Source organism: Spirillospora sp. NPDC049652, assembly GCF_040675125.1.
Lineage (GTDB): Bacteria > Actinomycetota > Actinomycetes > Streptosporangiales > Streptosporangiaceae > Spirillospora.
This window is the reverse complement of the sequence record NZ_JBFAOF010000117.1, coordinates 1-12,808: the sequence shown is the minus strand read 5'-3', so window position 1 is coordinate 12,808 and position 12,808 is coordinate 1. Positions and strand designations below refer to the sequence as shown.

At 70.1% G+C, this 12,808-nt stretch carries 12 protein-coding genes and 1 tRNA gene; 8 read left to right on the top strand and 5 right to left on the bottom strand.

All coding sequences use genetic code 11. The features are described from left to right. The 3 genes from AB0J52_RS11090 to AB0J52_RS11080 form a co-directional block, all read left to right on the top strand. The coding region (locus tag AB0J52_RS11090) for a DUF3566 domain-containing protein (RefSeq protein WP_500181422.1) at positions 1-519 on the top strand (519 nt) is incomplete at its 5' end. A gap of 72 nt (positions 520-591) precedes the next feature. Then, positions 592-665: transfer RNA gene (locus AB0J52_RS11085), tRNA-Ile, on the top strand. Positions 666-960: 295 nt separating this feature from the next. Then, positions 961-1,188 (top strand): hypothetical protein, encoded by a 228-nt coding sequence (locus AB0J52_RS11080; protein ID WP_500181421.1) that lies wholly within the window; start codon positions 961-963, stop codon positions 1,186-1,188. Positions 1,189-1,474: 286 nt separating this feature from the next. On the opposite strand, the gene AB0J52_RS11075 is transcribed toward AB0J52_RS11080, so the two are convergent. Then, complete coding sequence (locus tag AB0J52_RS11075; protein ID WP_500181420.1) at positions 1,475-2,047, bottom strand: hypothetical protein; 573 nt, start codon at positions 2,045-2,047, stop codon at positions 1,475-1,477. A gap of 311 nt (positions 2,048-2,358) precedes the next feature. Here AB0J52_RS11075 and AB0J52_RS11070 point away from each other — a divergent pair, with 311 nt between their 5' ends. Both AB0J52_RS11070 and AB0J52_RS11065 read left to right on the top strand, forming a co-directional pair. Further along, positions 2,359-3,276: a hypothetical protein gene (locus AB0J52_RS11070; RefSeq protein ID WP_500181419.1), complete on the top strand. Its 918-nt coding sequence runs from the start codon at positions 2,359-2,361 to the stop codon at positions 3,274-3,276. Then, positions 3,273-5,180, top strand: a complete 1,908-nt coding sequence (locus tag AB0J52_RS11065) for a hypothetical protein (RefSeq protein ID WP_500181418.1) — start codon at positions 3,273-3,275, stop codon at positions 5,178-5,180. Before AB0J52_RS11070 ends, AB0J52_RS11065 begins: the two co-directional genes overlap by 4 nt. 10 nt (positions 5,181-5,190) lie before the next feature. Here the strand turns inward: AB0J52_RS11065 and AB0J52_RS11060 are convergent, their stop codons facing one another. The 4 genes from AB0J52_RS11060 to AB0J52_RS11045 form a co-directional block, all read right to left on the bottom strand. After that, on the bottom strand, positions 5,191-7,071 hold the full coding sequence (locus tag AB0J52_RS11060; RefSeq protein ID WP_500181417.1) for an AAA family ATPase: 1,881 nt from the start codon (positions 7,069-7,071) through the stop codon (positions 5,191-5,193). A gap of 17 nt (positions 7,072-7,088) precedes the next feature. Then, a complete protein-coding gene (locus tag AB0J52_RS11055) occupies positions 7,089-8,489 on the bottom strand; it encodes a DUF2201 family putative metallopeptidase (protein WP_500181416.1) in 1,401 nt (466 codons plus the stop codon). A 265-nt stretch (positions 8,490-8,754) separates the two neighbouring features. Then, positions 8,755-9,282: a hypothetical protein gene (locus AB0J52_RS11050; RefSeq protein ID WP_500181415.1), complete on the bottom strand. Its 528-nt coding sequence runs from the start codon at positions 9,280-9,282 to the stop codon at positions 8,755-8,757. 219 nt (positions 9,283-9,501) lie between these two features. Then, the gene (locus AB0J52_RS11045) at positions 9,502-10,971 is read right to left on the bottom strand and encodes an MFS transporter (RefSeq protein WP_500181414.1); all 1,470 of its coding nucleotides are present in this window, start codon (positions 10,969-10,971) and stop codon (positions 9,502-9,504) included. Positions 10,972-11,124: 153 nt separating this feature from the next. On the opposite strand from AB0J52_RS11045, the gene AB0J52_RS11040 reads away from it, so the two are divergent. The 3 genes from AB0J52_RS11040 to AB0J52_RS11030 all read left to right on the top strand — a co-directional run. After that, the gene (locus AB0J52_RS11040; protein WP_500181413.1) at positions 11,125-11,931 is read left to right on the top strand and encodes a TetR/AcrR family transcriptional regulator; all 807 of its coding nucleotides are present in this window, start codon (positions 11,125-11,127) and stop codon (positions 11,929-11,931) included. A gap of 146 nt (positions 11,932-12,077) precedes the next feature. Beyond that, a complete protein-coding gene (locus tag AB0J52_RS11035) occupies positions 12,078-12,497 on the top strand; it encodes a YciI family protein (RefSeq protein ID WP_500181412.1) in 420 nt (139 codons plus the stop codon). Positions 12,498-12,549: 52 nt separating this feature from the next. After that, positions 12,550-12,808 (top strand): sigma factor (locus AB0J52_RS11030; RefSeq protein ID WP_500181411.1); only part of this gene is annotated, 259 nt, incomplete at its 3' end.

Genomic DNA, 12,808 nt, shown 5'->3' with positions numbered 1-12,808 from the left:
GGCGAACCCGCCGCCCGGCGCCGGGGCCGCCGCGGCCGCGGGTTCGCCGGCACGGTCCTGAAGGACCGTCCGGCCACGCCCCCGCCGGCCCGTCCCGCGCCGTCGCCGGCCGGCCCCTCGCGGCCGGCCGCGTCCGCCAAGACGGCCCGCAAGGCCCAGCTCCAGCTCGCCAGGCTGGAGCCCTGGTCGGTGATGAAGTTCAGCTTCGTGATGTCGCTGGTCTGCTTCGTCGTCCTGCTGGTCGCCGTCATCGTGCTGTGGATGATCCTGTCCGGCCTCGGCGTCTTCGACGCCATCGCCGGCACCGTCCAGGACCTGACCTCCAAGCAGGGCGAGGACAGCGGCGGCGTCGACGCCGGCAGCTGGTTCTCCTTCACCCGCGTCCTCGGCTACACCGTCCTGGTCGGAGCCCTGAACGTCATGCTGATCACGGCCCTGTCCACCGTCGGCTCGGTGATCTACAACCTGGCCGCCGACCTGGTCGGCGGCGTCGAGGTCACCCTCAAGGAGGCCGAGTGATCATCGATTACCGTCCACGCTCCGGCATGCGGTAATCTCTCATGCGTCGCCGCAAGACGGCGACGCAGCTGAGGGCGTATAGCTCAGTCGGTTAGAGCGCATCCCTGATAAGGATGAGGCCCCAGGTTCAAGTCCTGGTACGCCCACAAGCCAAAACCCGCCGGATCACCGGCGGGTTTTCGCGTTCAGTGGGGCGATGGTGGAGATCACTGCCCAGATCAGGGGCTCTCCCAATTTTCATTTCTGTGAAGCCTTCGGGTGCGCGGCCGCCTGGTGCTCGCGCAGCAGCCGGTCTGACAGCGGGACGGCCGGCTGCGGGCTGATCGCCGCTCGGTTCGTTCGACACAGAATCTCAGGACCAGAGGCGATTACATAGTGTGACTTCAATGGATGCGGATAGTAATCGTGGAGAGATGGGGTCTCGACGAGAGGATCAGCATCATGCGCACCATCACCGGACTTGCCGCGACAGCGGTCATGGCCGTCGGGGCGACGCTCACCGCGGTGACGCTTGCCGGCTCGGCCTTGGCCTCGGAGAAGGCGCCGGCCGACATCACGCCCAAGCAGTGCCAGGACGGGGGCGGCACCTTTCCCCTGATCTGGGGGAAGGCCCCCTGCGTTGGCGGCTCCTATAACGGACAAATCGTGGACACCACGCAGGGGTGGTGAAGAGCGCTGAGGTAGCGCCGCACGGTGACGTGAGCTGAGAGCGAGGGGAAAGCGGGGGAACGAGCATCGGAAGACGCCCACCACCTCAGAGCCCCCGTCGGATATCCGGTGGGGGCTTTTGACAGCAACGGTGACAGCAACCGCGGTACATCGTGAGAGCGGGTGCGTCGGAGCTTCGCGTCTGCCTTGATCCGCTCGAAGGATCGTTCCAGCTCACGTGGGTCGATGACGCCTCGGCTGGGCGGCTGGGGCGATGGGCGTCCGTGTGCCGGAGCTGGTTGGAGGTCTAGGGCTTTCGGTCCTCTGAGCGCTGGGTGGGGTGGCGGTTGCGGTGGATGTAGTAGCCGACGCCGCTGACGACGAGGACGAAGCCCCCGGGGACGAGCAACTGCAGCAGTGAGCTGTGCGGTGCTAGGAACGGCCGGGAGAGCACGCACCAGAGAAGTCCCACCAGGAAGAGGCCGGCGCGGATGGCGAGCGCTTTTCCGGAAGTCGGCGTTCCGCGCTTTCGGGGGGCTTGGGAGGCGCGGATCTCCTGGTAGACCGGCCGGGGTTCGGGCGAGACGGGGAAGCCTGCGGCCTCCAGCGCGGGGAGGATGGTCGGGGTCTCGGTGGTCCAGAACACCAGGACCTGGCCGTCAGTGGTCTGGATGCCGAGGCCGCCGCTGACCGTGAAGCCCCCGCAGGGATAGATCACGGCCACGTCCGCCGGGGTCAGCGTGAACGTCGAGAGCACGAACTTGAGCACGAGCGTGGAGTGGTTCAGGGTCAGTGAAGCCCGTGGCCAGCTGCTGGTCATCCGCCCGAACGCGGCGGACGGGATGTTGGCTCCGCCCTGCCATCTCATCGACTGCGTCATGAGTCTCACCTGCTTCGTGGACCGCCTGGCGGGTGGCGGACCGAGTGCCGAGAGCTGTGGCGTGATCGTACTCCGCGCCGGAAACCTCGTGATCTTGGGGGGGAGGGCGGGCGTCGCGGCGGCGTCGGATGGATCGGCTGAGTCAGGCTCTCGGGCAATTTCAGGTTCTGTGTGGGGATTCTGGGTGCCAAGTATCGGAAGACGCTTTGTGTCTGGTTTTGTGGACTTCTCGGGAGTGGTCGAGCGGCTGCGGTGCTCGGGTTAATTGAGTGGCGAATGTTTTGTCGGTCGAAGCCCCTAATGTGCTGGGGGTGGAAATTGAGACGGTTGAGCGGAGGCTGCGGGAGGACCCCGGTGATCTGGACCTCTGGAACGTGTACGGGGAGTGGCTCAGGGGGCAGGGGGACGCGCGGGGTGAGGTGATCCGGCTGGAGCAGCGGCGGGCCCGGACCAGCCCCGGGCGGACGGAGCCCCTGGACCGCGAGCTCGCGGCGCTGGTGAAGGCGCACGAGAGCGGCTGGGACGAGGAACTGCCCGAAGGGGCGACCGTGCTCGAACGGCGGTACGGGTTCATGACCCGGGTCGCGGTCGAGTGGTCCGAAGACGCGCCCGTGGAGATCGGGAGGGTGCTGCGGTCGCCGTTCGTGACCGCGCTGCGGATCAAGTCGCCGGCCGGCGAGGAGGACTACTGGGAACCGGGCGAGGACGTCGACGAGGACGGTGAGCCGCTCCCGTCCTCGTTCGTCGAGACCGGCGGGTTCGCGACGCTGAACCTTGAGCGGCTCACCGAGCTCGACCTGTCGTATCTGCGGATCGGGGCGCTGGGCGCCCGGACGCTCGCGGTGTCGAGCCTGGTCCGCGGACTTCCGGACGCGCCGGGACGGCTTGAGGTGCTGGACTTGCGGTACTGCGCCGTCGGCGATGCGGGGCTGGCGGCGCTCGCCGACACCGCGATCTTCAGCGGTGTCCGTAGCCTGCGCCTCCAGCGCAACTTCGTCACGGCCAAGGGTGTCGCCGCGCTGCACCGCTTCGAGAAGCTCACCGAACTCGACCTCCGCTACAACCAGATCGGCGCGGAGGGGGTGCGGACGCTGCTCGACGCGCCGTTCGCCGGCTCGCTCCGGCGGCTGCTGCTGCACCGCGCCGACGTCGGATCCGACGGCGCGAAGCTGCTCGCGCACGCCCCCCAGCTCCCACCCGCGCTACGCGTCATCTGGAGATGCCCATGAGCACCGAGCTTCGTGACCGGTTCTTCGCCCTGTCGGACGGAACGGCCCCGGAGGAGGAGGTCGACCGGTACCGGGCGCAGGTCGACGCGACCGTCTGCGAGCCCGCGGCGGTGCTCGACGGGCTCGGGGTGACGTGGCATCCGACGGCCCGGTTCAAGGCGGTGCGGTTCGTGGACGCGGAGAAGCTGCCGGAGGAGGTGCGCGAGTCGTTCGCCCGTCCGATCCGGGACGCGCAGTACCTCGCGGCGGTGTTCGTCGATCCGCATGAGCTGTCGTTCCGGACGTTCGAGAACATCCTCCCCCTGGACCGGCTGTTCATGGACGTCCCGCTGGAGTTCGAGCTGGAGCGTCCGGAGGAGTTCGCGGAAGGGGCGTACTCGTTCTCCGTGCGGCTTCCCGACACGGCCCGCGCCTGCCTGGAGGGGCTCGACTCGCTGGGCCTGTACGTTCCGCCGCTGAACTCCGGATCTCGGGGTGGCGAGCGGTTCATCTTCCATTCCGCGCTGCTCGCCCAAGCCCTGGCGCCCGCGTTGGCCAAGGCGATGCCCGAAACGGTCATGACCGGGTTCTCGCACGTGAACCCGGTGTTCCGCTGCAACCGCTTCGAGCCCGGCGATTCCAACTTCCACCGCCACCGCGACACGCCTTACCGGGACGCCGCACGCAAGCAGGTGTCGCGGTACACGGTCCTGCTCTACCTCACCGGAGGGTCGGGAGGGGAGCAGCCCGTCCTGGAGCTTTCCGAGGGCGGTTCGCTGGCCGAGATCCCGCCGTTCACCTGCGTCGTCTTCGACCAGCGGTACGAGCACGAGGGCGCTCCCTACCAGGACGGACGCAAGGTCTTCCTGCGCACCGAACTGGTCTTCACCGAACACCGCCTCAAGCACTACACGGAGGTCGGCGCGCTGTTCAGCAAGGCGTGCTACCTGACCGGTGAGAGCGTCTTCGCACCCGAACTCGCGCGGCATGCCGACGCCTACTTCAACCAGGTCGCCGCCGCGCACTGGAACATCCCCGCTTCGGATTCCGTGGACGGGGAGCCGTTCGTCCACAAGAAGTTCCGCGGTGTGGAGTTCGTGGCGAACGGCTACGACTTCTGGTTCGCCAAGGGCGATGACCTCACGGTCTCCGAATGCGCCGCGATCACGCTGCTGGACTACTTCAACTGCAAGGTCGGCGACACCGCCTTCCGGGACCTGTGCGAGACGGAGGCGATCGAGGCCGCCGACGCCGGATGGGTCCCCGGCTTCCTGGCGGAACGGCGCAGCGAATCGGCCGTCGTGGCGTTCGACAAGTCCTGCCTCTTCCCCGAGCCGGAGGAGGGCGACGGCAGCGCGACCCGGTGCTGCTCCTTCCACATGGGCGGGATGGAGTACGACATGACGCGCACCGAGGACGTCGTCGAGCACTACGCGCGCTTGCAGGACAGGGCGAAGAAGGAGGTCATGCCCGCGCCGATCCTGCTGCTCGGGGAGGAGGTGGTCCTCGCCCCCGACCGGTTCGTGGTGGAGGGCGACCTCATCCATGTCCTCGGCAAGAAGGCCATGACGCCCGTCAACTTCGCCGCCTGCCAGGGGCCCGACATCGACCCCAAGAGCTTCGTCGACTCGGAGATCACGGTCGGCGCGCTGGACTTCCTCGTCCCGCCGATCCTGTTCACCGAGACCGACGGCCACTTCCACCTGCGGTTCGACTTCTTCCGCAACTCGTGGACGGTCGAGCACGAGCAGTCCGCGGTCGCCATCCCCATGATCCGCGAGGTCGAGGAGGACGACTTCTACTACGACGAGTACTGGGACGAAGACGAAGACGAGGAGGACGAGGACGAGGAGGAAGAGGACGAGGACGAGGACGAGCCGGAGGACGAGCCGGAGCGGGAGGACAAGGAGAAGGCCGCGGTCTAGCCGGCCCTGGTCAGGTGGTGGCGAGTTCGGCCATCCGGGCCAGCGCCGTCACCCAGAACCGCTGCCGTTCCGGCGTCTGGCCGACGAGGTAGGTGGCCCGCAGCTTCGGTGGGAGGTACCGGAGCAGGCGGGCCACCACGTCGAGGTTCCGCTCCAGCTGCGACACCTCGGCGTTGGAGAACACCTGGTGCACCAGGTCGGTGTCGTCGGTCCCCTCGGCGGAGGCCTCGGCCGCGGCCGCCAGCCGGGCCTCCCACCCGGGCAGGTCGTCCGCGATCTCGGTCAGCCCGGTCTTCCGCAGCCCGGCGAGCCGGGCCTCCAGCGCGGTCAGCGGCACCGGCGCGAACTCGCCCTCACCGAGGTAGATCAGCCCGGACTCCAGCGGCAGATCGACGCGGTGCAGCTTGATCAGCCGCTCCAGGGTCCGCTTGGTGACCCAGTCGCGGCCCTCGTCGTCGATGTCGTTCTTCCACCACTCCAGGACGGTCTCGGCCGTCTCGCCGTAGGTGGAGATCAGCCACTCGTTGGCCGGGATGTCGTCGGGCAGCACCTCGTAGCTGACGGTGAACCGGCTGGCCTGGGCGACGTTGTTGCTGCTGACCTGCATCTTCCGGCCGAGGTGGTACGGCGGGTTCTGCAGGGCGACCTGGGCGCGCAGGTTGGGGATGGGACGCCCGGCGAGCGTCCACTCCTGCGTGACCTCCATCAGCTTGGCGAACGTCGCCTTGTCCTTCGGCCGGTTGTACTCGTCCCAGACCAGCACCTTGGGGGCGGGGTCGAGCAGCGAGCGGGTGAGCAGCGCGTCCAGCGCGCCGTCCGGGGTGGGCACGGGGACGCACAGGTCCTCGACGTTGGTCACCGGGAGTGAGAAGTAGACCGGCGGGCGGCCGGTCTCCTCCTGGGAGATCTGCTTGGTGATCTCCGTCTTGCCGCATCCGGGCGGCCCCTGCAGAAGGACGGCCCAGCGGTTCCGCATCGCGGCGCGCAGGATGCGGCGGACCGGGTCGGCGACGGTGGCCGGGTTGCTCGCCCCGACCGCCTTGGCGATGCCGTCGAGCAGCTCGGACGTGTGGTCGCGGCCCGGTTCGCCGTCCGGCCGGCGGTCGACCAGCGCCAGCCGGCTGCCGTTCAGCAGCGGCAGACCCCACGCCAGCGGGAACCCGGCGCGCGCGCAGTCGAGGACGTGCTGGAGGGTGCGCGGCGAGAACAGGTGCCGCAGGTGCGGGCTGAGGGAGGCCCACTGCCGGAAGACCTCGCGCAGGTCCCAGTCGGGGTAGCGCTCGGCCAGGGCCGTCCGCCAGGCGGTGTCGTTGGCGGTCAGCCGGAGGGTGACCATCCGGTCCAGGATCGCCAGGTCGGAGCGGCGCGCGCCGGTCTCGGCCGTCGACTCGTTGTCGGTGAGGAAGACCCCCACGCAGCCCAGCTCGCGCAGGTCGTACTCCCCGAGGCTCCAGTCGCAGGCGATCTGCATGAGCTGCGACTGCACCGTGCTCCCCGCCTGCAGCGAGTCGTCGATGAGCAGGACGAACGGGCGTCCGGGGACGAGTTGCCGCATGACGAGCTGGCGCAGCGCCAGCTCCCCGCTGCGGTCGTCGCGGACGGGCGCGTTGACCAGCAGGTCGTCCGGGGTGAGGTTGGCGGCCGGGATGACCACCAGCTCGGTGCCGGGGTAGCGGGCCGGGATGTAGGAGACGAAGGTGGAGGTCTTCCCGATTCCGTGCTCGCCGAAGATCTGCCCGGTCTGCCCGGTCTCGATCATCGCGTCGATGAACTTCTCGAGCCGGGCGGCGGGGCCGTCCTCCGGCGGCTTCGGGAAGGTCGCGGTGGGCCGCCACGGCCGTTCGCCCCGGTCGGCGCGCGGGGGACGGCTCTCGGTCGGTGCGGTGGGCACGGGTGGGTTCTCCTCCGTCATCGTCCGGACGTGACCCGGTGGCAGGCCATGGGGGGATGGTGGCGTTCCGGCCAGTCGTCGCCGCCGTCGGTGATCAGCCAGATCCACCGGTCGGGTTCGGCGGGGGTGACGGCGGGCGCGTAGCCGTCGGTCACCATGATGACCGCGTCGGGCTCGACGTCGAGGCGCCGACCGCCGACCTTGAGCCGTCCTTCGGCGTAGTCGACGACGTTCTGGAAGTCGGTGCCGCCCCCGCCGCGCACCCGTTCGCCGGGCACGAAGGGCGTCACGACGCCGTCGAAGCTGAGCCAGTGGCTCTCGACCCCGTCGGTCTGCCCGACGAGCGTGGTCAGCCACTCGACGACCGAGTCGGGCATCGAGCCGGACGTGTCGAACGCGACCAGCACGACCTTCTTCCGTTCCGGCCCGCGCCGGGTCAGCATCGGTTCGTGGCCGAGCGCCAGCAGGATCGCGCCGTGCTTCTTCGGATAGACGAGGCGTTCGCTCTCGTCCAGCTTCGAGGCGAGCACGTCGGTCAGCCAGCGCTGCCACCAGTCGACGCGGCGGGTCACGGGGGTGGTGCCGCGCAGCTTGTCCAGGCCGAGGCCGCCCCACATCCGCTCGATCCGGTCGCCGCCGTCGGCGGAGCGGTCGGCCAGGTCGAGGATCTCGTCCCGGGCGGACTGGTTGCCGCGCAGCGCGGCCTGGACGACCTCGCGCAGCACCGCGTCGCCGATCTGCTGGACGGTCTCGTCGTCCAAGGGCACGGCCCGCCCCGTCCGCCCTTCCGGTCCGTCTCCGACGCCATGGACGCAGTAGGCGGACGGGGGCGGCTCTAGGGTCTTCATGCGGCGTAGCTCGCTGTACACCGTGAGGTCCGTATGGCTGAACTCGTCATAGGACACGGGCGTGAGGCCCTGATCCAGCAGGTCTGCCTTGTACCGCTCGTAGACAGCGCGCGGGTCTACGCCGACCGGTTCAGGCGGGCCGCCGTCCTGGCCCGGGACGGTCGGCAGGCCGGATCGGCGAAGCCTGAGCAGAGCCACATGGTTGATGGCCACTTCGGCGGCGAGCGTGAACCGCGGGTCGTCGCGCAGCAGCTCGTCCACGTAGAGGTGCCGGTGCATCAGGTGCCGAGCCTCGTGGAACAGGACGAACTTGACGCCCTCGTGGTCCAGTTCGAGGAAGAAGTACGGGTTGTAGAGCAGGGCGCAGACGCCGTCACCGGTGGCGGTCACCGCGGCGGTGGGGACGGCGGTGGTCGCGATGTGGCGGTGGCACTTGGAGTACAGCCAGGACGCGACGGTGCTCGCGCCGATCCCGAAGTCGAGCAGCGCGGCCTCCTTGCGCTGCCGCGCCTTCTCGACGATGTCCGGGTCGGCCGGCTCGTCCGCCAGGAGGCGGTGCAGGTCGGACAAGCGGGGGTTCGCCCGCCCGTCCATCGGAGCGGGCCGCCTGGCCGTCGCGCCGTCCGCCATGCGAGCCCCCGCCTGCCTTGTCCCCTGCTGACGGCAGAACGTTAGCGACCCGATCCGACAGAAAAGCGTGCGGTCGAATTGTCCGGGGTCATCACTATTTCGGGGCTATGGAAAGTTATCCACAGGGTGTGGGCGGGGTCGCGGAAAGGAGAGCGCCAGGGCCGGTGTCGCGGCCGGACCTGGCGCTCTCACCTTTCCCCGTGGGTCAGTTGAAGCAGTCCTGGCGCTTCAGGTCGAGCATGACCTCGGTGACCTTGCCGTGGTGCACCTCGAAGGAGTACTGGGCCTTGCGGTTGCCCGGCGCGGTGACGTCGTAGTAGCCGTGGATGTCGCGGCGGACGCCCGGGTAGGCGCGCTTGAGCTGGGCGAGGGACGATCCGGCGTGGATGCCTCGGGTGGTCGAGACGCCCTTCGGGGCGGTGATCAGCGCGACCCCGTACTTCTTGGAGATGTAGCCGCCGACGCTCTTGCGGCCGGTCGGGTGGCCCTTGAGGTCGAAGCCGATGCAGTAGCGCTCGCGCTGCTTGACCACGATGGCGCCGGAGCGGAGGGCGGCCTTGGCGGACTCCCCGATCCGCAGCTTGCCGTAGCCGTAGGGCGTGAGGCGGTACTTGGCCGCAGCCTCCTGGTCGCCGGCGGTCGCGGCGGTCGCGGCGGTCGCCCCCGATGCGAGCGCCAGTCCGGCGGCGAACGCCACGATCGCCGGACGTGTGATCCTGCTGCTGAGTCGCATGCTGTTTCCCCGTTCTCGATGGACTCTGTGCGCTTCGTGAGATGCGGGCCGTACGTCGCCGGTTCGGGGGTTCCTGGAGAAAACGGCCGCTTGGCGAATTGTTTGCCCGAACGTGCGGCTCGAGCGGTACGAATGCCACATCCCGGCAGCTCAGGGGCTACCGGGACGTGGCCGGGGGCTGTTCCCGGGCCGTCGGCCGGCCCTCTTCCGGAGCGTCCGTCAGTCCTCGGCGCGGGCCTGCTTCGGGAGGAGGAAGGAGGCGAGGAAGCTGGCGGCCAGGAGGGCGACGACGGTCCAGAGGGTGGCGTCCATCGCGTGCTGGAAGGCGGGGCCGTCCGCGGCGAGGTGGTCGCCGAGGCGGCCGAAGAAGACGGTGCCGAGGACGGCGGCGCCGAGGGCGCTGCCGAGTTGCTGGACGGCGGTGAGCGAGCCGCTCGCCGCGCCGGTCTCGTGCGGTTCGACGCCGGCCAGGACGATGTCGAAGAACGGGGCCATCAGCAGGCCCATGCCGAGCCCGGTGACGACGAGGGCGGGGGCGAGCTGCCACGGGCTGACGCCGATCCCGGCGAGGTGCAGGGTGAGCAGGACGCCGGCCACGCCGCCCGCCATGACGACCGTCCCGGCGTGGATGACGTGGCGCCCGAAGCGGACCACGGCCTGGGCGGCGCCGAACCCGGCGATCATGCCGAGCGACCAGGGGATCTGCGCGAGGCCCGCCTTCAGGGGCGAGTAGCCGAGACCGAGCTGGGTGTAGAGGGCGAAGACCAGGGCGAAGCCGGTCATCCCGGAGAAGAACACCAGTCCGACGATGAGGCCGCCGCTGAAGCCGCGCTTGCGGAACAGGCCCGGCGTGACGAGCGGGTCGCCGCCGGCGCGCTGCTTGCGGATCTCGTACCAGGCGAACAGGGCGAACGTCGCGGCGGAGGCGGCCATCATGGCGAACGTCCAGGCGGGCCAGCCGTGCTCGCGGCCCTGCACCAGCGGGTAGACGACCAGGCCGGCGCCGAGGGCGGCGAGCAGGGCGCCGACCAGGTCCAGGCGGCTGGCGCGGGCGGCCCGAGCCTCGGGGAGGAAGCGCAGTCCGGCGGCGACGGCGGCCACGCCGAGCGGCAGGTTGATGAGGAAGATCATGCGCCAGCCCGTCCCGAACGGGTCGGCGTCGATGAGCCAGCCCGCGAGCACCGGGCCGCCGACCGAGGACAGGCCCATGATCGGGCCGAAGAGGCCGTACGCGGCGCCGATCTCCTTCGGCGGGAACATCTCCTTGATCAGGCCGAGGCCCTGGGGCAGCATCAGCGCGCCGAACAGGCCCTGGAGGACGCGCGATCCGACGAGCATCCCCGGTGAGACCGCGACGCCGCACAGCAGCGAGCCGAGCGTGAACCCGGCGGCGCCGAGGAGGAACATCCGCCTGCGTCCGTAGAGGTCGCCGAGGCGGCCGCCGGTGATCAGGCCGACGCCGAGGGCGAGGGTGTAGCCGGCGGCGAGCCACTGCATGGTGCCCGCGGAGCCGCCGAGGTCGGCGCGGATGGTGGGGGCGGCGATCGTGGTGATCAGCGCGTCCAGCATGTCCAGGATCTCGCCCGCGAGGATCACCAGCAGGGCGATCCAGCGCCATCGGTAGGGCGTCTCGGGGACGGCGGCGGCGAGGCCGGGCCCGCTGCCGGTCGCCGGGGTCGTGGTCGTCATGGCGGCCTCTCGGTCAGTGCGACGAACGCCGTTCGTTCATCGACGAACACTGTTCTACATTCCGATCGTCGTTCGTGTCAAGTACGGCATTCGTCCCCGAGTACGATGTTCGAGGACGGGCGGCGCGGTCGTCCGGGACGAGGGAGGGCGCGCATGGCTACTCGGCAGGGCTCTGGACGCAGGCCCCGGGCCAGGGCGGCGGAGGCGGCGGGCGGGGACGCAGCGGACGCGTCCCTCCCGGTGCCCGCGTGGCGCAAGCAGCGCAAGGGCGGGACGGCGGACCCGGCGAAGCAGCCGCTCAGCCAGGACCTCATCGTCGAGACCGCGATCCGCATCCTGGACGCCGAGGGCCTGGCGGGCGTCAGCATGCGCCGCGTCGCGCAGGAGCTCGACACCGGCCCCGCCTCGCTCTACGCGCACGTCTCCAACAAGGACGAGCTGCTCGACGTCATGTTCGACCGCATCTGCGGCGATGTCGAGCTGCCCGAAGCGGATCCGGAGCGCTGGCGCGAGCAGGTCAAGCAGGTCTCGTACTCGATCCACGAGGTGTTGTCCGCGCACGCCGACATCGCGCGCGTGGCCCTCGGCGACATCCCCACCGGGGCGAACTCGCTGCGCGTCAACGAGTGGCTGCTGACCATCCTGCTGGCGGCCGGAATCCCGACCCACGCGGCGGTCTGGGGCGTCGAGCGCCTGTACCTCTACATCCACGCCGACGCGTACGAGGGCTCGCTGCACCTGTCCAAGCGGCGGACGAGCGGCCTGTCGGAGGAGGAGTACCTCGGACGGTTCCTCGGCCAGGTGCGGGAGTTCTTCCAGGCGCTGCCCCCCGACCGGTTCCCGTCCACGGTCAAGCACCTCGGCCCGATGCTGTCGGCGGCGAGCGAGGACGGCGAGGACCGCTTCGAGTTCGGCCTTGAGCTGGTCCTTCGCGGCCTGGAGTCGTACATGGAGCGGTAGCGGGCCGGCCCCGTGACGAGTGGCGCGTGAGGCGGCCGAAAACTCCTGGGAGAAAATTCGGGGGACGTGTCGATCGGCGGTGTCACCCGTTCGACCTACGTGTGAAGGGCCGGACGGCGGCCCGGACGGACAAGGGAGACAGAGCCGTGAAGTACATGATGATCATGCGCGCCACCGACGAGGGCCTGGCCGCGATGGCGGACGCCGACTTCGGCAAGATGCTGGAGACCGTCGGCCGGTACAACGAGGAGCTGATCAGGGCGGGCGTGCTGCTCGCGGCCGAGGGGCTGGCCGACGCCGAGGAGGGCGTCGTCGTGGACTACTCGACCGAGCCGCCCGTCGTCACCGACGGCCCGTACGGCGAGACCAAGGAGCTGTTCGGCGGCTTCTACCTGCTGAACGTGGCGTCCAAGGAGGAGGCCGTCGAATGGGCCAAGCGGTCGCCGCTGACCGGCCCCGGCTTCAAGACCGAGATCCGGCGCGTCACCACGATCGACGAGTTCCCGCAGGACAACGAGTGGATCCGCAAGGAGCGGGCCTGGCGCGAGTCCACCGGCCAGCTCTGAGATGACGACCGACTCCCATGGCCCCGCGGGCCCGCCGCCGTCCGGAGACGACATGCCGGAGGGTGGCGCGCCCGCGGCCGGCGGCGGGCCGGGTTCGGGCGGCTGGGCCGGAGGCGGCGGGCGTGAGGCGGTCGCGGCGGTCTGGCGGATCGAGTCCGCGCGGATCGTCGGCGCCCTCGCCCGCTACACCGGCGACTTCGCGCTCGCCGAGGACCTCGCTCAGGAGGCCCTCGCGGAGGCGCTGGTGAGCTGGCCGCGCGAGGGTGTGCCCCGCAACCCCGCCGGATGGCTGCTCACGGTCGGCCGGCGGC